Below are 21,963 nucleotides of genomic sequence, written 5' to 3' on the forward strand. Positions count from 1 at the left end.
ATGGAATATTAAAATAGATAGAATGAATAAAAGTAATTTTGTACCACTTCATGTGTATTTAAGTAATAATATATAATCCGGAACAACACCAAAGAAAGAACAGATGTATACAAGCGACATTGCGCCAAGTGATAGTTTTAATTTTATACAAATTGGCTCTATAGATTGGAAAGGAAACATTGATAGCGAGACAGACTATAAAATTGATTCACAATTCCTTGAATCATTAGACGAATCTTCTATTATAAGAAAAAATGATCTGCTTCTTGCTGCTACAGGAGCTACTATTGGAAAAGTAGGAATATATAAATCCGATGAACCAAGTATTGCATGTGCTGATCTATTAACTATAAGATTAAAAGATGAAAGGTTAGCAGAAATAATACACTTTTTTTTGCTTTCCGATTATGGCAAGGAACAAATTATAAGAAATATATTTGGCTCTACTAATGGGCATATTAAGAGTGCTGATATAGAAAATATTCTTGTGCCCAGAATTGATGACAATTTGATTAAATCATTTTATCAAGAGATAGTTCCTCAAATAAACTATTATTATACAATTAAAGAAAAAGAAAAAAAATTATTATTAGAAATAGATGCTACCATATTAAGTGAATTAAACTGGAAAGCAAATTTTAATACATTTCCAGTATCCGAATACACACATAGCTTTTTTAGATATCCGTCAGAAATTAATTCCAGATTAGATACCTTGTATAACGATATTATATTTGATTTTCTTTATAAAAATATTGAAGCATCTCCATATGATTTTTTTGAATTATCAAAGTTTGTTGATTTAAGATTGGAGCTTCGAAATCCACAAAATGAACCTGAACAATATTTTGATTATGTTGATATTGGTAGTATAGATACAACTTACGGAATAATATATCCGACAAGAATGCAAGGAAATGAAGCAACAAGTTCTAGAATGCGTCAAGTTATGTATGCTAATGATATTCTTGTTTCGACAACGAGACCAACTAGAAGAGCAATTGCCACAGTGACTGATTATCTAGACAATCAGATATGTTCTACTGGTTTTGCAGTATTAATTCCAAAAAGGGATGTAATTGGGGAATTTCTATTTCATATACTCCGAAGTGAAATTGTAACTGCTCAGTTTGAAAGGTTATGTAGCGGATCTGGATACCCAGCAATTAATAAAGAAAATGATGTACTTCGGGTTCTAGTACCTGAAGTTAATAAAGATGAACAGGATAGAATTCTTTCTAAAATAACAGCAAAACTTCAACTCGCAAAAAGTATGGGAGACGAAGCAGAAAAAATATGGCATAAAGGTTTGAATAGGTTTGAAAATTTAGTTATAAGGAAGTGAAGAAAGAAAAAATACATTGTGGCAAAAACTTCACATCTATCCTGTATCCTCAACCCCTTGTAAAAAGGGGGTTATCTAATCTGGTAACTCAACTATTAATTTTCGGGACGGTTGATATGTTCCCTCAAGCAACAAAAATAAGGGTTTCCTGACATTGTATCCTCCGGCAAAGTAACCGTGAGAAAAACTCAATGTCTGGAAACCCTTTATTTACGGGCATTTGTGGTCCTTATATTCCTATACCATTGATAGAGTAGAGCAGTGGGATTGCCACCGCCCCCTCATCAAACCGTACGTGCGGTTTTCCCGCATATGGCTTTCCATTATTCTTTCCTTTAGTATTCAACCTCAAATACTTGCCAATCCTGCCTACAAGGTCAATTCTCTGACAACACCTGTTTGTTAATGTTACTCTAAAATCATTTCTTTCCACAGTTAGTTGAAACTCAACGTTTTCATAATTGTAAATCTCCAATTTCTAATTCGATTTTAATTTTTCAACTAAAGCAAGAAAGAACAAATTTTGATTGACATTTACAGGGGAAAATTCGATTGAAATATTGGTAAATTAACCATACAACATTACTATTGTATTATTGCAGAATAATCGGTAATCCTACTAAGCACTTATAGTTGAAAATATGTATCCAAGACCTACCATAATAACATTTGAAATACTATGCATTAGCATTGGATATATAACACTGTTACTTTCTTGATATGCTTTTCCATAGACTATCCCAAGAACAAAGCAGTATATCAGCTGAAGGTAATTCATATCTATTGAAAATGGATTGATAGTCCATCTAATATGTGCAATTGAAAACAATACTGCTGCTATAATAACCTCATAGGACAAGTTCAGTTTTGTAAATTTTTTCTCATTATTACTGCCAATTCGGAATGTGAGAATCCCTATAGGTAAAGCACGAAATAAAACTTCTTCTGATGTCCCTGACAACAATAGTTGGAACCCTAATGTGCCTAGAACATTTTTCACATTTAACGGATAATCATATTTTATAATTTGATTACTAAAAAATCTAATCCCATATGAGATTAGGGTAAATATAAGTACAGCAACTGTAAAAACTAACAAATACTTTATTCCTAATTTCTTATCTCCCAAACTAAAACCAAAATCAATTTTATATTTTTTATTAAGTATTATAATAGCTAATAACGCTATTAGCATCTGTACAATATGATGTACGGATACATATGCAAAAATACCATATTCATCTATTGCCCTGTAATCAAAACAGTTAGCAATTAAATTTCCAACTTTACTCGCGAATTGCTGGAATATTAATAGTAAGGCTATTGCTAGTATACTTAACCCTGTTTGATTGCTTTTGCTGTTTATCATATGTTTCTATCATCCTATCCCTTCGATTGCTCAATAGTATGTTAAGTAATTATTATACATTATAATATACAAAGGATTTTAATTTATGTCATATAGTCAAATTCATAACCAGCTAACATTTAGCTTTCTTATCTTCTTTGTTTTTAAGCCAATAGCCATAGATTATCCCGACAACTACCCCTATGACATGAGCAACAGCACTATCTAATGTTTGAGGGTTCAAAACTGCTAAAATCACAGTTATGATAACTAATACCCACATCCACTGCTTAGCCTTTGAGCCTAATAATACAGTATTAGGTCTCAATGTTGCAAATGTACCTACTATTCCAAAAACTGCAGCGGAAGCTCCCGCTATAAGCCCTGCCCGTTGAGCTATTAATCTAGTAAATAGAAGTGTTATACTACCTATCAGCCCTGCTATAAAGTAAACTATCGTTACTGTTTTTGCATTTGCTATCTTTTCCAAATTTGGTCCAAATAAGAAAAATATACCCATATTAAAAGCAAGATGAATAAACGCTTCATGGGATAAAAACACAGTTATTAATGTCCAAGGTTTTTCTAGTATTACAGACATCTCATGATTCAGCAATAAATTCTCTCTAAGGCTAGGAGCTACACTTAAAGCAATAAATAAAACTATATTTATAAGTATAATAGCTAATGTCCCTTTCCCTATAAAAATACCTTCTCTATGCTTTCCCATCATTTTCCCCTTCATCTCATTTCTCCTTTCTAAGCCTAGCTAATATATCATTTTATTTAACTAGCCTTTTATCATCTTTTACTCTGCGGTTCTCTAGTATGTAGGAAAAGTATACCGTTTTCACATGGCTTATATCACAAGAATTGATTTCTGTAGGTGTTTTACAGCATCTGTTCGTAGGAATATGTCAATCAGTTTTAGGCATTTTTTGAAAAATTTCAGTTCACGGATACACCTCTACCTATACGCAAATCACCCATGTTAGATAAGCAAAGGAATCTCTCGTTTTAAAATTTTGCTTAATTCATGCCCATTCTCAATAATTCATCAGTCAGTGCACGGCGGCCTTTTTCACCAAAATCCAATTCGTTTTTTTCAAAACTACATACCATTAAAAACTACATACCATTAAATTTTCATGATTTCTGTTGCACTCAATAATTATCTGTCCGGATTTTCCAACAAACATCGTGGAAGCTGTCTGAAATGGTGCAATTGAACTTACCGATAGTATCGGACAAATATTTTCTACCGCTCTAGTTTGCAAATGTGTTTTTAGTAAATTATATCTGTCAGTATCGTTATTATCAGAAACATCGTAAAACAGAATAACATTTAAATCTGTATTTTGGCAATACAATTCTCTGAAATACTCGGGAAATCGCACTTCAAAACATATCCGTATTCCTACAGTAATACCATTGATTTTGAAAACGCCGTGCTTATTACCTTTTTCAAAGTTCTCTTTATCCCAACCCCATAGGGCTGTTTATCATAAGATGTCATCGGCGTTCCCGGACGAAAAATTACGGCTCTGTTAAAAATAGAATTACCCTCACTACATATCGTACCGATAACTAAACCTATCCCTGTTTCATTAGAAATTGTTTGCAGTTTGACAAGCAAATTATCCACCAACTCAAAATCAACAGAATCGGTGTTTGGAATACTCAAAGGCGGATATCCTGCCAAACAACATTCCGGAAACACTAACAGACTAACACCTTTGATGGCTGGCTTCATATATAGCTTTTTTGATAATACTGTAATTCCGTCGAATATCACCCGAAACAGCAAATTGATATGCAGCAATTTTCATTTTTTCCTCCTTTGCATCATATAGCTCTCGTTTATTCCTACCAGCGCCTCCAAATATCTATTAATAAATATTTCATCAAAAACTAGTCCATTTCATTTAGGTTAGTATTATAACTCTCCGGCACTACACTCTCTAGTATCGAGGCACATCAATGCCACACACTCAGCATGATTCGTGTGGGGGAACATGTCTACACATCGTACTTTTTCTACTTTATAACCGTTCTCTACAAACACTTTCAAATCCCTTGCCAAAGATGTCGGTTTGCAGGATACGTATACCATCTGTGGGGCGCCGAAGTTGATGATTTTATGGATGGCTTTGGGATGGATACCATCCCGGGGTGGATCCAGGATGATTAAATCTGGCTTGTCTTTTAGTTCATCTACTTTTGTCAGCACGTCTCCAGCGATGAATTCGCAATTATGAAGGCCATTTAATTTGGCGTTTTCTTTGGCTGCTTTTACTGCTTCTTCCACGATTTCAATGCCTATAACTTTTTTTGAAACGTCCGCCATGATTTGCGCGATGGTTCCTGTTCCGCAGTATAAGTCGAATATGATTTTATCTTTTGTGGAACCGGCAAAATCTCTTACGACAGAATAAAGTCTTTCTGCACCAAAGGAATTCGTCTGGAAGAAGGAAAAGGCGGATATTTTGAACTTAAGGCCCAGGATTTCTTCCATAAAGTAATCTTGTCCGTAAAGAATGCGGGTTTCTTCACTTTGCACCACATCGGCCAGACTGTCATTAATGGTATGAAGTATTCCTTTAACTTCGCCTTCAAGTTTAATTTCAAGTATTTCTTGAACTAAGCCTGATAAGTCCACTTCCATCTGTGAACTGGTAACTAAGTTAACTAAGATTTCTCCTAATTTTGCGCTTTTTCGCACGACTAAATGTCGAAGATATCCTTCATGTCTTCTATTATGATAAAAAGGTATTTTTCTTTCCTTAAAGTACTCGAGTACTGTCATCATAATCTTTGTAAAATCTTCATCTACGATTTGGCAGCCTTCTACAGTAACCATTTCGTAGAAACTGCCCTTTTTATGCATCCCTAGAGCTAAGTCCCCGTCTTTTTCTACGTCTCCAAAGGAGAATTCCATTTTATTGCGATAGGAATATTCTGATGGGCTGGGTACGATATCCAGAAACTCATATCCTTCTATCCCTGCATTGTCCAGCAATCTTTTTACTTGATTTTGTTTAAGCTTGAGTTGCTCTTCATAAGGCAAGGTTTGATAAGTACATCCTCCACATATTCCAAAATGGGGGCAAGCGGCTTCTTTTTCTATAGGCGCTCTTTCCAAAACTTCTAAAATCGATGCTTCTATTTTGTCTCTGCGTTTTTTGGTAATCTTAACTTTTACTTTTTGGCCTTTGATTGCATCTTTTATGATTACTTTTTGATCATCTATATAGGCGATACCTTTGTTCGGAAATATTACATCTTCTATAATGGTTTCATAGATTTCATTTTTCTTAGGCATGATTTTCCTCCACTGAATTAGATTGGTCTTATATTATCAGTCGTTCTATTTTTAATTATTATTCTCCCCTGAAGAAAGAATATTTCTCAACTATATCACAAATTAGTTCTCTTTTTTATCCTTTTGAGCCATCATCATTGGATAAAGTTGCTTTTACAGGGGCTACTGTAAAATAATAATTAAAAAGCCTTCTATAGAAATAGCTTAAATATTTCCAGTAGAAGGCTGAATCCTTTTGTATAATATTTGAAAACTGTCTACTCTTCCTCTGGTTCGTCCCAGTTGTGGTACACCTCTTGAACATCATCGTCATCTTCAAGAAGATCTAATAAAATCCTCATTTTCTTTATGTCTTGTTCATCTGTTAATGTTGTTGTTGTCTGAGGAATCATTGCTATTTCTGCTGATGCCATCTTAATGCCTGCTTTTTCAAGTGCTTCTCTTACAGCAGAAAAGTCTTCAGGAGCTGTTAAAACTTCATATCCTTCTTCTTCTACATTAAAGTCTTCTGCTCCGGCATCCAAAGCAAGCATCATCAGCTCATCTTCATCGATATCGTCGCTTCTTTCGATGATGATTTGACCTTTTTTATCAAACATGAATGATACGCATCCGGTAGTGCCCAGGTTCCCTCCGCCTTTTGAGAAAGCATGGCGAACATTGGCTGCCGTACGATTTTTATTATCTGTTAATACTTCTACTATAACGGCTACTCCACTGGGACCGTAACCTTCATAAGTAATAGGTTCATAACTAACTCCAGATACATCTCCCGCTGCTTTCTTAATACTTCTTTCTATTGTATCATTAGGCATATTGTTTGATTTTGCCTTTGCAATGACATCTCTTAATTTTGCATTATTCGCAGGATCTGGACCGCCTTCCTTAACTGCAACTGCAATCTCTCTACCGATTTTTGTAAATATTTTACCCTTCTTAGCATCAGCTTTTTCTTTTTTGTGCTTTATGTTCGCAAACTTAGAATGTCCCGACATTCTATTTCCTCCTAACATTCTTGTATCTGAAATATTTTAGCATGATTCTAGCGATTTGACAATATCGCTTATTTCTTTCAGGCTTGAAACGGTATAGTCAGCATACTGGTCTTTTTCTGGCTCTTCTTTCCCTTTAGGATTAAACCATATGGTTTTCATCCCTGCATCTTTTGCACCTATAATATCTGCCCCAAAATCATCTCCGATAAACAGAGCTTCTTCATGTAATATATGAGCCTGATTCATGGCATAGGCAAATATCTCCGGATGGGGCTTTGCTTTTCCCACCTCTCCAGAATATACAATCCATTTAAAGTATTGCTTTAACCCTGATCGGTCTATTTTCATGACTTGAGTTTCGGAAAAACCATTTGTAATGATCCCCAAAGGATATCTTTCTGTTAATTCATCTAATAATTCTTTTGCCCCCTCAACTAAAAAAGTCCATGTAGGATATATGGATAAATAAAGCTCATTTAATGTGATAGCTAAATCCCGATCTGCAATATTATAACGCCCCAATAAATCTATAAAACGATTGATCCGTACTTCTTCATGTTTTAGCTCTCCTTTTTTATAGGCGTCCCATACCTTAGCATTGCAGCCATCATAGATTCTGGCAAATGTATCTTGATCATCCGGAATGGGATGAAGTTGTATTAAATATTCATATACCCTTTCTATGGTTCTTCTCTGCGCTTTGTCATGATCCCATAAAGTATTATCCAGGTCAAAGAAAATAGCTTTAATCATCTTGATTCCTCTCAATCCATTGTATTTTTATTAAAAGTATGTAAACGAATTAAAACGAAAGCTATGCATTTCTTGTCGAATCATGTTGACAAATTTATATTAATAATCGTACCATAAATATTATAACGGCTACAACACAATAATAACAGGCGATCTGGAAAACAAGAAGGCAAGACTAACAAGACTTAATTACAAAGGAGGAACTTCAATGAAAAAATTGGTGCATAGGTTGTTTATATTCACTTTCATCATGATGATCTGTCAAACTACCGTCTTTGCGTCATATACCTACTCAAATGAAATGTTTGACGGCAGAAAGTATTATCATACGTATTATCTATATGTAAATAATACTGAAATTACAACACCGGTTATGACAAGGAAAAATCACATTCCATATATACCATTAAAAGCGGTTGTAACTGCAATGGGTGATTCTTGCACTATGTCCAATAATCAAATCATCGTAACAAAAAAGGACAAAACAAAGATCGTAATGAAACCCAATTCTATTTACTTAACTGTAAATGGCAAAATTGAGCAATTCCTTTATAAGCAAGATGATTGGAATGAGTATGCCAATTACTACCCAATAATTAAAAACAATACTTTTTATGTGCCGTTTACTTATACATTTTCCAGGATCTTCGGTTATGAAGTGCATCAAGAAAGAAAAAACGGGCCGTCTACCTCCAATTCTATCAGTGAAATTATATCCATTTATATCGGGAAGGCACCAGAAAGATTTTATACCCCTTCAGCATATCCTTACGTATACCAATATGAATTGCCGACCCAGTCACCTTGGGGAGATTCAAAGATTAGCCTTCTTCCGGTTAAAGATTTTAGTCAGTTTAATACCAGACATACGACTAAAAATCCTATAAAAGATTTTCTTCACTTTTATGATACTATGCCCAATTTCATATGCAGTCCTCCAAGAGAGTATCCCGGCTTTAGTACTGTACCTTACAAGCAAAGATGGGCTAATTTTGCTGATGAATTAAGAAATGGAACATATAAAGTCGACTACACTCTTTATGGGTATGATGCTTATGGAATATATGATGTAGCGCAAAGCAATATCTATATTAATCAATCTGCCGATCAAGTCACCATAGGTTTGAATGGATTTGCATATAAGACCTGGGGGCAAAGATTAGGAGATGACAAAGTTCTGACTGAAATATATGATTTTAATTCTGCTGCTGCAATTCATTCGATTCTTAGCTATTACATGCCTAATGAAGGAGAAAAATTATTTGACAAACTGAGAAATGATGAGTTTTATTGGGAACAGCCTGTAAAATATGCTAAAGATCAATGTACTGTGACCATCAGGCATACGACCGGACCTACTGTCATTCATATACAATGGGACAAATAATTATTATGTAATAAAATATCCCCTTGAATTGGGTTCAAGGGGATATTTTATTTTAGTCTTGATTAAATAATGCTGTACTCAGATATCTTTCTCCGTAGCTTGGGGAAATCGCTAATACTTTCTTGCCTTTGCCAAGTCTTTTGGCAACTTTTAAAGCAGCAGCAACAGCAGCACCAGAAGAGATTCCTACAAGGATACCTTCTTCTTTTGCCATTCTTCTTGCTGTTTCCAATGCCTCTTCGTCTGCAATCTTTTCAATAGAATCATATATTTTGGTATCCAATACTTGTGGAACAAATCCTGCACCGATTCCCTGAATCAAGTGTGGTCCCTTCTTTTCTCCTGATAATACAGCGGATTTTGCAGGTTCCACTGCTACGATTTCTATATTAGGAATAGCTTCTTTTAATACCTGGCCGCAGCCTGTAATGGTTCCACCGGTTCCTACACCTGATACAAAAGCATCCAAATCCGTACCCATAGCCTCAAGAATTTCTTTTGCAGTCGTTTGGCGGTGAATTTCAGGATTTGCAGGGTTTTCAAATTGCTGTGGCATGAAGTAGCCTTCTTTTTCTACTAATTCCTTAGCTTTATTGATTGCTCCTGTCATTCCTTCTGCACCAGGAGTTAAATAGAGTTCCGCGCCGAATGCTTTTAAAAGTTTTCTTCTTTCCAAACTCATGGTCTCAGGCATGGTTAATACAACCTTATATCCTTTAGCTGCCCCAATCATCGCCAATCCTATTCCAGTATTTCCGCTGGTAGGTTCTACAATTGTGTCACCTGGCTTAATTTTTCCTGCTTTTTCTGCTGCTTCGATCATATTAAGAGCAATTCTGTCTTTTACACTGCTTCCAGGATTATACCATTCCAGTTTCACATAAACATCCGCACTGTCTGCATCTACTAACTTATTTAGTCTTACTATAGGTGTATTTCCTATTAGTTCAGTGATTGAATTATACACTTTACTCATTTCGTTTCCTCCTTTAATTCATATAATTCTTATATGAATTCATGGTTTTTCTTTTGGTTTATTTTACTATATATTTTTTTGATTTGTCAATACTTTCTCCATATTTTATTGAATTTTAATTTCTCATGGTCCTTAAGGCAACCAATACGCAAGCTTCAACAGCATTAATGCCTTTTTCCTTTGCCAAAGCAAGGAGTTCTTCGCTGACAGTTCCAGGCTGAAGCCAAATGTTTTTAATTCCGAGTTCGGCACATTCCTTTACAATTCCCAATCCTATTTTAGGGTTAACAACAAAATCAACCACTTCTGGCTTTTGAGGCAAATCTTTTAAACTTTTGTAGGCTTTGTCGCCGTCAATTTCATCATATTTAGGGCTGATGGGATAAACTGTATATCCTGCTTCTTTTAACGCTTTATAAATCTTATATCCGTATTTTTCCTGATCAGTGGTTGCGCCTACCACTGCCCAGATTTTCTTTTCCATTAATTTTTCAGGTGTCATAGTTATTCCTCCTCATTTATATCTTCAATCGTTAATTGATCATTGATCCATAGTCCATACACATATTTTACTTGCTTAATCTGTGCCTGAGCATTGCTTATTTCAGTAATTTTTTTTATAAACATTTCTTCATCGCCACTTTCTACCAAAACAACAAAGGTGATTTCATCCGTATAAATGGTATCCTGAATAACATTCCCCATTTGCAGAATTTCATACTGTATTTTGCCCAATCGGGAGTAATCTGTCACTACGTTGAAAACACAATACAGAACTTTTTCAACGATTTGAGCTGCCAGGACCCCTTCTTTTGCACATCTTCCATAGGCTCTCACAAGGCCTCCTGTTCCCAGAAGGGTTCCACCGAAATATCTTGTCACTACAATGGCGGTATTCTTCAGATCATCCCCTTTCAATACATTTAAAACCGGCAATCCTGCTGTGCCACTAGGTTCTCCGTCATCACTAAACCTCTGTATCTGGTTTCTTTCACCAACTTGATAAGCAAATACATTATGGGTTGCGTCCCAGTACTTTTTTCTCATTTCTTCTATGAAAGCCTGGGCTTCTTCTTCACTCTTAACTGGTCTAACCGTAGCTATAAATCTTGACTTTTTTTCTATGATTTCTGCTTCAGCAGGCTGTAATATCGTTTTAAATCTCTTCAGCATATCTCTTCTCCTCTAAAACTCTATAGTATGTTTATTATATCATATAATATTAATATTGAGTTTAATAAATTTATATCAGGTTGACATAACACAAGAAGCAAAAAAATTAAAAACACCTTGTTATCTCCAAGGTGTTTCATCTATTAAATCCTCTATCACATAAATCATTGAAACTGGTGTAACTGCGTGGGCTATTAACTTATCAATAATTTCCTTAGCTTTTTCCTTCTCATGGGTAAGGCATTCTATCTGATCAGTCTCGGTATAGATTGTTTCCCCAAAATGTGCATACTTTTTAACAATTTCAATTCCGTAAGTCTTAGACAAATTATTCATTTCATTGCGTTGTTTTTCTAAAAGAAAATATTCCAATTGAATCATTTCTCCGTCTGATTTGCGACAATTTCTGGTTCCTTCTAAGAATCTTGTCAGCATATAATAACCCCCCATAATAATCTTTGATGAAGCACAGCTGCACTTTCAAGGGTTATTATAGCAAAATATCAGAAAAAAACCAGAATAAAATTTCGCAATATTCAAGCAGATACATAGGATTTCGACATAATGAAATTTAATATTATTTTTTCTCTGTCGAATACCGTTAAACATTAAGAATATACGCGATATTTTTTGCATTTAAGAGAAAACCTACTATTCAACTATATATTTCTTCAGCTTACGATAAACTTCTTCGTTTACGTTGGCTTCAATGTAAATGCCTTCTTCTCTATATTCCTCCAAATTTTTCTCTCCTTGCCCCCGAATCAGTTGAAGCATCCCCATATCGGAGTAAGGAATTAATGCTTTTAAGGTCTTTCTATTGGCTTTTAGGATCTTTTCTATTTCCTGCAGCACTTCATTCAGACCCTCCGATGTCCTGGCAGAAACTTTAAAAGTCTTTTCTGCCTTTGGATCTAAGGGCAGATGACTCGAAACAATAACATCCATTTTATTGAATAACGTAAGGATTGGCTTCCCCAGGGCATTAAGCTTTTCCAGAGTCTCGTAAACGGTTTTCATATGGGACTCGATGCTTTGACTAGTACCATCCACAACATGGAGAAGAATATCCGCATATTGGGCTTCTTCCAAGGTAGACCTAAAAGCCTTGATCAAATGATGAGGCAGCTTTCTGATAAATCCAACCGTATCCGTAATCAGTACTTCTGATCCTCCGGGAAGTATGATGCTTCTTGTGGTAGGATCAAGGGTAGCAAATAATTTGTCTTCAGCCAATACGTCTGCGTTGGAAAGGGTATTAAGCAAAGTGGACTTCCCTGCATTGGTATATCCCACAATAGCAACGAGCGGAGTTCCTACTTTTTTTCTTCGTGTGCGGATCAATTCACGGTGGGTTTCTATCTCCTCCAATTCCGCTTTCAGTTGGCTGATACGATTTCTTATATGTCTTCTGTCGGTTTCCAGTTTCTTTTCTCCGGGACCTCTTGTACCGATCCCTCCGCCTAATCTGGAAAGGGCAGTTCCTACTCCTGCCAATCTTGAAAGCCGATATCTGAGCTGAGCCAGTTCGACTTGGATCTTTCCTTCTTTGGATTTGGCTCTTTGGGCAAAAATATCCAGGATGAGCATCGTCCTGTCCATAACTTTGCACTCAAGCATTTTTTCTAGATTTCTCATTTGGGCAGGGGAAAGCTCATCATCACAAATAATTCCCGTTGCCCCTGTCTCAATAATCCTGTTTTTAAGTTCTTCAATCTTTCCTTTCCCTAAATAAGCAGAGGGATGAATATTTTCCCTCTTTTGAATAACTCGGTCAAGGGTGACAGCTCCTGCTGTAGAAGCCAATTCTTCCAGTTCATCAATACTTTCTTCTATATTTTCATTGTCTTCTGTGTCTACTCCCACAAGAATAACTTTTTCAACAGGTTCTGTGTTTTCATATAATTGTTCGTCCAAAGACAATTCTCCTTTGTAAAAAATTTAGAAAAAGATTAAATTTGGAAAAGCAATTCGCTGTAAGTAGGGATAGGCCACATGTCTGCATCTACCAGCGTTTCAAGATGGTCTGTATCTTCTCTTAACTTTTTCATTGCCATGCAAACCTCATCTCGGTAGTAACATGCCTTTTTATAGGAATCCTCTTCCATGCTGCTTGCCTTATTGGTGACTTCTTCTAAACTGTTTAAGTTGCGTTTAAAAGAAGCTAAAGTTTTAGTTAAGTCTTCCAGTAATTCAACTTGAGCAGTCACATCGAAATCACCAACGTCTTTAATCTTTGCAATAGATTCTGCAACCTGTGTGGAAAACTTGATACATGCAGGCAAAATCTGACGCTTTGCCATAATAACCATAGTTTTTGCTTCAATATTAATGGTATTGATATAGTCTTCCAACAGAATTTCAAATCTGGCACATAGTTCAGTTTTAGAGAATACTTTATGTTTTTCAAATAAACGAATGGCTTTATCTGTTATAAGGGCAGGGATCGCCTCAACTGTAGAGGATATATTGGGAAGTCCTCTTTTGGCTGCTTCTTCGATCCATTCTTTAGAATATCCATTTCCATTAAAAATTACTCGTTTATGTTCCCTGATTGTTCTTCGTAAAAGTTCTCTTACTGCTTTGTCAAAGTCTTCAGCTTTTTCCAGCTCATCAGCCATTTCACACAGTACGTCTGCTACAATAGTATTCGTTACCACATTGGGATCGGATATGGATGCAGAAGAAGGAACCATTCTGAATTCAAATTTATTTCCTGTAAAGGCAAAAGGAGAAGTTCTGTTTCTGTCGGTGGTATCTTTGCGCATCTGAGGCAAAGTAGATACACCGATTTCGAGGATCTCTCTTTCTTTAGAGCATGCATCGCATCCTTGTTCTATTTGCTCCAGTATTTCTGTTAATTGATCTCCCAGGAAAATGGAGATGATTGCCGGCGGCGCTTCATTGGCACCCAATCTATGATCGTTTCCTGCATTGGCAGCAGACACTCTGAGTAAATCCGCATGCACATCAACCGCTTTTATAATTGCAGTTAAAAATAATAAAAATTGAATATTTTCATGGGGTGTACGACCGGGCTTTAACAGATTTTTTCCATCATCCGTTGAAAGAGACCAGTTGTTATGTTTTCCTGAACCGTTTACACCTGCAAAGGGTTTTTCATGAAGAAGGCAGGCCAGCCCGTGCCTGTCGGCAACCTTCTTTAGAGTCTCCATAATGAGCTGATTATGGTCGGCTGCTACGTTGGTAGTATCAAAAATCGGAGCAATTTCGAACTGAGCCGGAGCAACTTCATTATGCTTCGTTTTTGCCGGTACACCCAGCTTCCATAGTTCAATATCCAACTCCTGCATAAATGCTGCAACTCTTTCTTTAATGCTGCCGTAATAATGGTCTTCTTTTTCCTGCCCTTTTGGCGGCATAGCACCAAATAAGGTCCTTCCGGTAAAAATTAAATCTTTTCTTTTTTCATAGAGTTTCTTGTCTACTAAAAAGTATTCCTGTTCTGCTCCAACTGTAGTAATCACTTTTTTTGCTGTAGTATTGCCAAACAATCTTAAAATTCTTAGCGCCTGCTTAGAAATAGCTTCCATAGAGCGAAGCAAAGGGGTTTTTTTGTCCAGTGCATCTCCTGTATAAGAGCAAAACGCCGTCGGAATATATAATGTTATGCCATTGGCATCTTCTTTTAAGAAAGCAGGAGATGTGCAATCCCAGGCCGTATAGCCTCTGGCCTCAAAAGTGGCCCGAAGTCCCCCTGAAGGAAAAGATGAAGCATCAGATTCCCCTTTAATCAATTCTTTCCCTGAAAATTCCATAATCACACGACCATCGGACGTAGGGGAGATAAAGGATTCATGTTTCTCTGCCGTCATTCCAGTCATGGGCTGAAACCAATGGGTATAGTGGGTGGCACCTCTTTCGATAGCCCAATCTTTCATAGCATTGGCCACAACTTCAGCCACCTTAAGATCCAAAGATGCTCCTTCATCAATGGTTTTCTTTAACGCCTTATATGTTTCTTTTGGTAATCTTTCTCTCATAGTGGAATCATTGAATACATTGGAACCAAAATTCTCGGTCAGTGGGTTGCCTTGATATTTCTTATTCACTTTTTTTCCTCCTATAATTTATTTAAAAGAGTCATATTATATAAAAAACGTCCTCAAACTGTCTTGAGAACGCTGTGATTTCAAAGAATGTTGCGACAAAATAACACAAATTACCTTATTTGCAATCTGTGAGTATATTATCACACTAGAAATGTATATGCAATAGTTATATAAAAAATTATAAGCAGTTACAAAACCTGTTTGAACTCAATTCACCCTATGGTATAATTATTTTACATTATAAATCGTTATCCATTTAACCTATTGTGCATCTGCTACATAAATTCTAATGCTCTGTGAAATTTATTAATTCAATAGATATTATAATATGAAAGGACGGATAGTATGGAATATCAGGCATCTAGTACCAGATATGCAACAATGAAATATAATCGCTGTGGAAAAAGCGGGCTTAAGCTTCCTGCCATATCTCTTGGCTTATGGCATAATTTTGGCGGTGTAGACGTATTTGAAAACAGCCGTGCCATTGCCCGCCGTGCATTTGATCTTGGCATTACTCACTTCGACCTTGCCAATAACTACGGTCCTCCTCCGGGCTCTGCAGAAGAGAACTTTGGAAAAATGATGAAGTTGGATTTTAAACCCTACAGAGATGAAATGATCATCTCTACAAAAGCAGGACATTATATGTGGGAAGGGCCTTATGGAGAATGGGGCTCCCGAAAACATATACTGGCAAGTCTGGACCAAAGCTTAAAAAGAATGGGCCTTGAGTATGTGGATATTTTCTACTCCCACAGACCCGATCCCGAAACCCCTCTTGAAGAAACAATGGATGCCCTGGCCACCGCAGTAAAACAAGGGAAAGCCCTTTATGTAGGAATTTCCAAATATAAACCAGCGGAAGCAAAGAAAGCATTTAAAATTTTAAGAGACTTAGGCACACCCTGTCTTATTCATCAGCCCTCCTATTCTATGTTTAACCGTTCCATAGAAGAAGAAGGTCTGCTGGATCTTTTGGAAGATGAAGGAGTTGGCTCCATCGTCTTCTCTCCTTTGGCACAAGGCCTTCTAACAGACAGGTATTTAAAAGAAATCCCTGCAGATTCCCGGGCCGCTAAACCATCTATCTTCTTAAAAGAAAGTGACATTACACCAGAAAAATTAAGTAAAATCCGTCAATTGAATGAACTGGCTAAAGAAAGAGGACAATCTTTAGCACAAATGGCTCTTGCCTGGGTGCTTCGAAAAGGACGCGTCACTTCTGCACTGATCGGAGCAAGTAAAGTGAGCCAAATAGAAGATAACGCAGCTGCTTTGAATAATCTGGAATTTAGCGAAGAAGAATTAAATAAAATAGATCAAATTTTAAATTCTTAAGCAAAAAAGAGGCAATTAAGCCTCTTTTTATATTTAAACATAATTCATTTTAAAGATCTTCTGTATGGTCCTCTGTATCAGAAGATGCTTCAAAGTGCTCTTCTTCATGATTTTCATTTTCTTCGGCAGGCCGGTTTTGCTGTTCTCTAAATACTTTTCCCACTTCTTCAACAGTCTTCATAGTGTTTTGAACCATGATCTGCATCATTTTTCTTAATTTTGGCTCTAAGTCTTTTACAGCACTGCCCATCTTTTGTGCCAGTTCTTTGCCCCATTTATCTAAATCTTGAACAAATTCTTCACCTTTATGTTCATTTTGTGATCTGTTGCTATGCACGTCGTCAGAGCCAACAGCTTTTAACATTTCAACAGCTTGCTCCGGTGTAATTTTCCCCTCATCCACCATTTTTAATATCATTTTTGCTTCTTCACTCATAATAATCCTCCTTTTTTTATTTTATATTATACCCTCTATTCTTACATAATAATAAACTCGTTATTATATACGCAAAACTTCTTATTTTGTTTGAGAAAATTAAAACTTCTCTATAGCTTTTCCAAATTTTAAAATACGAATCATCTTTTTTAATCCGGGCAACCTAAATATGTAAGGATTCATTCATAAAGGAGTGCTGATATTTATGTCTAAAGATCTTCATAACCCTAATATATTTCACAATAAAATAGATTTTGAACACGAAACCTCTACCGCCAGTATGCACTTTGAATCCGGCGACCGCCCAACACCAAGAGAAGCAAAATCTCAAAAAGCTCAACTAGATTCCAAACATTCAGTTCCCGGAAAAGGCGACGTAAAAATTCAAATGAAGGAAAAGCAGAGATAAAGCCGCAGTTTATGCGGCTTAAAACATTTTTAATTTATATTTCATTGGATTAAATAATTTTATACTTTAACTCACTTCTATTCTTTTTCATCATACACTAAAGTATAAAGATTTATACGTTCAGCCTTACATTTATAGAATTAATTACCTATTTTTTCAATCTCATCTTCCTATATTTCTACTTTTATAGTATTATGTAATTACATAATATTACTTTAATAGATAATTTATTCATTTAAGTAAATTATATAAATTATCCTCTGCGTTTGAGAATAATCTTATTGAGAAGAGGGGGTAAATATGGGTAAAGATAAAAATTATACGACGGAAGAAATTGAACTTTTAAAGACAGCCTTGGATACTCTCTTAGAACAGCGAAACTACAATTTATTAGATCCCCTTGTACAGCAATTAAGCAGAAAATTAGATGCATTAATTAATAAAGTAATAAAACAGCAAACGATCCCAAACAAAAAAAAATCTGAGGAACAATAAGTTAAATATAAATAGTAAGTCAAATGGCTTACTTTTTTATTTTATTTTTAAACTTGCCTGTTTATTATCTTTAATCGGTTTTTGTCTGCCTTCATGGTCTAAATAATAATTTTTCTTATAAATAAGCTGGGAAATAGGCACAAGTTCATATCCCTGCTGCTTTAATCCCGTAATAATCGTATCCAATACATCCTTTGTGTACTTGGCATTATTATGGAATAGTATAATTGAACCGCTTCCCAGATGCTTGTTGTCTAATACCTGCTTGATCAAGGGATCTGTTCCCAATTCTTTCCAGTCAAGGGAATCTACGTCCCATTGTATTGTGTAATAACCGCATTCTTCCGCCGCCTCAATCACTGTATTATTATATTCTCCAAATGGCGGCCTGAATAAATTCATATCGATGCCTATAAGCTTCTTGACTTCTTCATGAGCTGCCATGATCTCTTTTTTATTTCCTTCTTTTGATAACTGCCCCATATGAGGGTGTTTATTGGAATGATTGCCTATGTCGTGCCCTGCAGCAGCAATTTTCTTAACTTTATCGGGGTATTTTCTCACCCAGTCACCAACTAAAAAGAAAGTTGCTTTAACACCATGTTTATCAAGAATTTGAAGAATTTCATCAGTGTCATCTGCACCCCATGCCGCGTCAAAGCTAATAGAAATCTTCTTGTCATCTCTTTCTACACAATAAATGGGAAGCTTTCTTTGCTGTTTGCTGGAAACATTGTTAAATACTCCTGTAACATAAGGTTTTGATAATCCCATGGAAATAATAACCAAGAGAAATGCACAGAGTATTTTAAAGATCCCTTTTACATGGATAACATATATTTTCATAAGAAATCCCCCCTCTTCATATTTCTATTCAAAGGGAGGATCATATATTCTAAAATCTTATAATAATTGAAGCAAATCTTTCGTTATATTTTTATAAGGCCCATCAGCAATATGATCCAATGCTTCTGAAGCTTTATAAATGAATTTCTCCTTTAAAAGCTTGGTTTCCTCTAAGGCATTGGTTTCTTTTACTAAGGCGATTACTCTGTTAATCTCTTCTTTTTGAATTTGATTCTTTTTACTTAAAAGTTCTTTTAACTCTTTACTGACTGAATGATCTTGCAAAGCAAATAATAAGGGCAGTGTATAAATGCCTTGCTGAATATCATTCCCTATAGGTTTTCCTTCTATCTGCTCCGTTGAAGTATAATCCAGAAGATCGTCTCTGATTTGAAATGCCATTCCGAAAGATCCTGCAAATTTTCCAAGGGCGTTTAAAGTTTTTCTTTTACATTTGCCTTCATAGGCCCCTACCAAAATACTCATTACAAATAGTACTGCAGTTTTTCTGTATATTCTCTTTAAGTAATCCGTTACAGTAACATCAGTATTGTATTTAATTTCATATTGATCAATTTCACCTTCACAAATTGCTTTAACGCCTTGGGCTATTCTGTTCAAATGTTCAAACGAGGTTTTATCTGACAGTATGGTAAAGGCTTTTGTAAAAAGGTAGTCTCCCGTATATACAGCCATATCCCGTCCATATTTTGCCTGAACCGTCGTTTTCCCTCTTCTAAGCTGAGAATCATCGATGATGTCGTCATGAACAAGGGTTGCTGTATGCAATAGTTCTATTGCTGCTCCAAGGGGAATAATCTTTTCAGGATCGTATTTTCCGCATTTTGCCCCCAAAATAACAAAAGCCGGTCGTAATCTTTTACCTCCGGCTTCTATCAATTCTAAACTAATCTGCGTTAGAATTTTCTTTCTGGAGGGAACAGCTTTTTTCATATAGTTTTCTACTTTAATTAATTCCTCATGGATTTCAGGATAAGCTTCCCACAAACTCATCTAATTTCTTCCCTTCTTAGTTGTTTCGCCCACTGCGTTTTTTCGAAATGTTGATACAAAAAGTTTGTACAAATTCCTACAAAATATCCTGTGATTACCCCGGATATCAGGAGAATCGGCAGGTAAAAGTATATTCTTAAATCTTGAATAACAAAAGCCGCTACCAGCAATTGTCCAGCATTATGAAAAATTGCTCCGCAAATACTTATGGAGCCCAGACTCAAAGAGTTCTTAAAGTACTTATGCAATAAAATCATGACGATATTGCTAAGAAGTCCTCCAACTATACTAAATAAAAATGCTGAAACACTTCCTCCAAAAACAGAACCCATGACGGTTCTTAAAACAACGATCATCAATGCTTCTTTCCATCCTAAAAGCAATAATGCAAACAGAGAGATGATATTTGCCAGTCCCAGCTTTACTCCTGGAAAGAGAACCGGAATCTGCCCTTCTATAATATAAATGATTAGCGCAATCCCAACCAACAATGACAAAAATACCAATCGTTTTGTTTTTTCCATGATAACCACCATTCTATCTGTCTAGGGCGTATTTGACTACATCTGTTCCTTAGCCATTACAATCAATATGCTACCTGATCGATCTTGTCGCTTGCTCCTTCAATATGAATAGATACTTTATGAGGAAGACATACAGCTATATCTCCTGGTTCCGATAGCCATCCTGAATGAACACAAACCAGGTCAGGGCAGTCGGCATCAATAAATGAAATTCTTCCTTTTTCCACCCGAATGGTATTAAAGCCTCCGTTATCGTCTTCTACTGTCCATTCTCTCGGTTCTTCCACTGAATTTAAATTAATCACTTCAATGACCTTTTGATCTTGTACGATTTTGGCATTGAGCGGCTTTCCTTGATTAAAATATTTATATATCGCTACAGTTAAAGAACTGATGATCATCAAAGCCAGTATACCCAGTCCAACGATTTTATCCCCTTTTTTCATTGTATTCTCCTCACTGCTTTTCTAATTTGCCAGTATAAACTCTTCATTTTCCAATTTAAATCTGTCTTTTAATCCCGAAGTAACATATATTTTTTTATCTTCTGTAATGATGGCTGCTTCCACATGCTCCAAACTTTCTATTAACTCCATACCTTTTTCTAATCCTAAAACATAAACGCTGGTAGACAGAGCATCTGCATCAATAGAACTATTGGTTACAATTGTACTGCTTATGATTCCAGCTTCTGCGGGATAGCCTGTTTTAGGATCGATGATATGATGGTATCTTTTCCCATCTTCTATGAAATATCTTTCATAGTTACCCGAGGTTACAACAGTTTCATCCTTTACTTCTATAACCGCAATATGTTTCCCTCTTTCTTCAAAAGGATTCTGAACCCCTATACGCCAGGAAGACCCATCCGGCTTGCTTCCCAAAGTAACCACATTTCCTCCTAAATTCACAAAAGCAGTTGGAATGCCATGATCCTTTAATATCTTTTTAACTTCATCCCCTGCATAGCCTTTAGCGATTGCCCCTAAATCAATAGCTTGTCCTTTTTTGCTAAGCTTTACTTCTTTTGAATTGTCATCCAATATTACATCATTATAATCCACCAAATCAAGTAAAGGCTCTATTTCTTCCTTTTTTGGCACTCTGGCATTCTCTGTCCCAATCCCCCATAATTTTATAATAGGTTCAATGGTCAGATCAAAGGCCCCACCTGATAATTCACTATACTTCTTAGCTTTCTCAATAACATAAAATGTATCTGGACTTATCTTAACGGAATTTACACCGGAATACTCATTAATTTGATTAACCTCACTGTTTTCTATGTTAACACTCATTTTATTTTCTATTTCCTGAATTCTTTTAACCGATTCTTCTATGGCCTTTTGGGCCTTATCTTCATCTGCATCATAGATCTGTATTTGAATAACTGTGCCAAGGGCATAGATTTCATCTTTAATAACTGTATTCGTTCCTTTATTGCTTGTACAACCTGACAGAACACTTATAACTACAATTATAAGAAACCAATATATATTTTTCTTCATTCATTCACCAACTTATAT

At 35.8% G+C, this 21,963-nt stretch carries 25 protein-coding genes; 5 read left to right on the plus strand and 20 right to left on the minus strand.

What is annotated here, in order from left to right:
* Nucleotides 1-103 precede the first annotated feature (103 nt).
* Nucleotides 104-1,345 carry a restriction endonuclease subunit S gene (locus tag JOD07_RS09160; RefSeq protein WP_204613620.1) on the plus strand — a complete coding sequence of 414 codons (1,242 nt, stop codon included), beginning with the start codon at nt 104-106 and terminating at the stop codon, nt 1,343-1,345.
* Between the two features lie 229 nt (nt 1,346-1,574).
* Here the strand turns inward: JOD07_RS09160 and JOD07_RS09165 are convergent, their stop codons facing one another.
* The 8 genes from JOD07_RS09165 to JOD07_RS09200 all read right to left on the minus strand — a co-directional run bounded on the left by JOD07_RS09165 (nt 1,575) and on the right by JOD07_RS09200 (nt 7,763).
* Nucleotides 1,575-1,778 (minus strand): hypothetical protein, encoded by a 204-nt coding sequence (locus tag JOD07_RS09165; protein WP_204613622.1) that lies wholly within the window; start codon nt 1,776-1,778, stop codon nt 1,575-1,577.
* A gap of 186 nt (nt 1,779-1,964) precedes the next feature.
* Nucleotides 1,965-2,714: a CPBP family intramembrane glutamic endopeptidase gene (locus tag JOD07_RS09170; protein WP_027622172.1), complete on the minus strand. Its 750-nt coding sequence runs from the start codon at nt 2,712-2,714 to the stop codon at nt 1,965-1,967.
* A gap of 112 nt (nt 2,715-2,826) precedes the next feature.
* Nucleotides 2,827-3,438 carry a rhomboid family intramembrane serine protease gene (locus tag JOD07_RS09175; protein ID WP_204613624.1) on the minus strand — a complete coding sequence of 204 codons (612 nt, stop codon included), beginning with the start codon at nt 3,436-3,438 and terminating at the stop codon, nt 2,827-2,829.
* Nucleotides 3,439-3,814: 376 nt separating this feature from the next.
* Nucleotides 3,815-4,129 (minus strand): nitrilase-related carbon-nitrogen hydrolase, encoded by a 315-nt coding sequence (locus JOD07_RS15995; protein ID WP_081743199.1) that lies wholly within the window; start codon nt 4,127-4,129, stop codon nt 3,815-3,817.
* Entirely contained in the window at nt 4,111-4,500 is a 390-nt protein-coding gene (locus JOD07_RS09185) for a nitrilase-related carbon-nitrogen hydrolase (protein ID WP_204613626.1), read from the minus strand. The genes JOD07_RS15995 and JOD07_RS09185 overlap by 19 nt, the downstream gene beginning before the upstream one ends.
* Before the next feature lie 129 nt (nt 4,501-4,629).
* A complete protein-coding gene (gene rlmD, locus JOD07_RS09190) occupies nt 4,630-6,015 on the minus strand; it encodes a 23S rRNA (uracil(1939)-C(5))-methyltransferase RlmD (RefSeq protein WP_204613628.1) in 1,386 nt (461 codons plus the stop codon).
* Nucleotides 6,016-6,272: 257 nt separating this feature from the next.
* Nucleotides 6,273-7,010, minus strand: coding sequence for a YebC/PmpR family DNA-binding transcriptional regulator (locus tag JOD07_RS09195; RefSeq protein WP_158740544.1), 738 nt, complete (start codon nt 7,008-7,010; stop codon nt 6,273-6,275).
* Nucleotides 7,011-7,046: 36 nt separating this feature from the next.
* Entirely contained in the window at nt 7,047-7,763 is a 717-nt protein-coding gene (locus JOD07_RS09200) for a YjjG family noncanonical pyrimidine nucleotidase (protein ID WP_158740546.1), read from the minus strand.
* Between the two features lie 208 nt (nt 7,764-7,971).
* Here JOD07_RS09200 and JOD07_RS09205 point away from each other — a divergent pair, with 208 nt between their 5' ends.
* Nucleotides 7,972-9,150 carry a stalk domain-containing protein gene (locus JOD07_RS09205; RefSeq protein ID WP_158740548.1) on the plus strand — a complete coding sequence of 393 codons (1,179 nt, stop codon included), beginning with the start codon at nt 7,972-7,974 and terminating at the stop codon, nt 9,148-9,150.
* Nucleotides 9,151-9,202: 52 nt separating this feature from the next.
* On the opposite strand, the gene cysK is transcribed toward JOD07_RS09205, so the two are convergent.
* The 6 genes from cysK to JOD07_RS09235 form a co-directional block, all read right to left on the minus strand.
* On the minus strand, nt 9,203-10,126 hold the full coding sequence (gene cysK, locus JOD07_RS09210) for a cysteine synthase A (RefSeq protein ID WP_158740549.1): 924 nt from the start codon (nt 10,124-10,126) through the stop codon (nt 9,203-9,205).
* Between the two features lie 115 nt (nt 10,127-10,241).
* On the minus strand, nt 10,242-10,628 hold the full coding sequence (locus JOD07_RS09215) for a CoA-binding protein (RefSeq protein WP_158740550.1): 387 nt from the start codon (nt 10,626-10,628) through the stop codon (nt 10,242-10,244).
* A gap of 2 nt (nt 10,629-10,630) precedes the next feature.
* Nucleotides 10,631-11,299 (minus strand): YigZ family protein, encoded by a 669-nt coding sequence (locus JOD07_RS09220; RefSeq protein WP_158740552.1) that lies wholly within the window; start codon nt 11,297-11,299, stop codon nt 10,631-10,633.
* Nucleotides 11,300-11,419: 120 nt separating this feature from the next.
* Nucleotides 11,420-11,734, minus strand: a complete 315-nt coding sequence (locus tag JOD07_RS09225) for a DUF6514 family protein (RefSeq protein ID WP_204613631.1) — start codon at nt 11,732-11,734, stop codon at nt 11,420-11,422.
* A gap of 216 nt (nt 11,735-11,950) precedes the next feature.
* Nucleotides 11,951-13,216, minus strand: coding sequence for a GTPase HflX (hflX, locus tag JOD07_RS09230; protein ID WP_330576564.1), 1,266 nt, complete (start codon nt 13,214-13,216; stop codon nt 11,951-11,953).
* 35 nt (nt 13,217-13,251) lie between these two features.
* Nucleotides 13,252-15,372: a glutamine synthetase III family protein gene (locus tag JOD07_RS09235; protein ID WP_274596580.1), complete on the minus strand. Its 2,121-nt coding sequence runs from the start codon at nt 15,370-15,372 to the stop codon at nt 13,252-13,254.
* Between the two features lie 345 nt (nt 15,373-15,717).
* Here JOD07_RS09235 and mgrA point away from each other — a divergent pair, with 345 nt between their 5' ends.
* Nucleotides 15,718-16,713: an L-glyceraldehyde 3-phosphate reductase gene (gene mgrA / locus JOD07_RS09240; protein ID WP_158740557.1), complete on the plus strand. Its 996-nt coding sequence runs from the start codon at nt 15,718-15,720 to the stop codon at nt 16,711-16,713.
* Between the two features lie 49 nt (nt 16,714-16,762).
* Here the strand turns inward: mgrA and JOD07_RS09245 are convergent, their stop codons facing one another.
* On the minus strand, nt 16,763-17,149 hold the full coding sequence (locus tag JOD07_RS09245; protein WP_158740559.1) for an SHOCT-like domain-containing protein: 387 nt from the start codon (nt 17,147-17,149) through the stop codon (nt 16,763-16,765).
* 205 nt (nt 17,150-17,354) lie between these two features.
* Between JOD07_RS09245 and JOD07_RS09250 the strand changes: the two genes are divergently transcribed.
* Together JOD07_RS09250 and JOD07_RS09255 are read left to right on the plus strand one after the other, a co-directional pair.
* Nucleotides 17,355-17,558 (plus strand): hypothetical protein, encoded by a 204-nt coding sequence (locus tag JOD07_RS09250; RefSeq protein WP_158740561.1) that lies wholly within the window; start codon nt 17,355-17,357, stop codon nt 17,556-17,558.
* 300 nt (nt 17,559-17,858) lie between these two features.
* Complete coding sequence (locus JOD07_RS09255) at nt 17,859-18,053, plus strand: Spo0E family sporulation regulatory protein-aspartic acid phosphatase (protein ID WP_204613640.1); 195 nt, start codon at nt 17,859-17,861, stop codon at nt 18,051-18,053.
* Between the two features lie 36 nt (nt 18,054-18,089).
* On the opposite strand, the gene JOD07_RS09260 is transcribed toward JOD07_RS09255, so the two are convergent.
* The 5 genes from JOD07_RS09260 to JOD07_RS09280 all read right to left on the minus strand — a co-directional run bounded on the left by JOD07_RS09260 (nt 18,090) and on the right by JOD07_RS09280 (nt 21,945).
* On the minus strand, nt 18,090-18,899 hold the full coding sequence (locus JOD07_RS09260) for a polysaccharide deacetylase family protein (protein WP_180322457.1): 810 nt from the start codon (nt 18,897-18,899) through the stop codon (nt 18,090-18,092).
* A 57-nt stretch (nt 18,900-18,956) separates the two neighbouring features.
* Nucleotides 18,957-19,913, minus strand: coding sequence for a polyprenyl synthetase family protein (locus JOD07_RS09265; protein ID WP_158740565.1), 957 nt, complete (start codon nt 19,911-19,913; stop codon nt 18,957-18,959).
* Nucleotides 19,910-20,437 carry a Gx transporter family protein gene (locus tag JOD07_RS09270; RefSeq protein WP_158740567.1) on the minus strand — a complete coding sequence of 176 codons (528 nt, stop codon included), beginning with the start codon at nt 20,435-20,437 and terminating at the stop codon, nt 19,910-19,912. Before JOD07_RS09270 ends, JOD07_RS09265 begins: the two co-directional genes overlap by 4 nt.
* A gap of 62 nt (nt 20,438-20,499) precedes the next feature.
* The gene (locus tag JOD07_RS09275) at nt 20,500-20,883 is read right to left on the minus strand and encodes a NusG domain II-containing protein (RefSeq protein ID WP_204613642.1); all 384 of its coding nucleotides are present in this window, start codon (nt 20,881-20,883) and stop codon (nt 20,500-20,502) included.
* Between the two features lie 21 nt (nt 20,884-20,904).
* Nucleotides 20,905-21,945, minus strand: a complete 1,041-nt coding sequence (locus JOD07_RS09280; protein WP_158740571.1) for an FAD:protein FMN transferase — start codon at nt 21,943-21,945, stop codon at nt 20,905-20,907.
* Nucleotides 21,946-21,963 lie beyond the last annotated feature (18 nt).

This window comes from Defluviitalea raffinosedens, assembly GCF_016908775.1.
In the GTDB taxonomy this organism is placed as follows: domain Bacteria; phylum Bacillota; class Clostridia; order Lachnospirales; family Defluviitaleaceae; genus Defluviitalea; species Defluviitalea raffinosedens.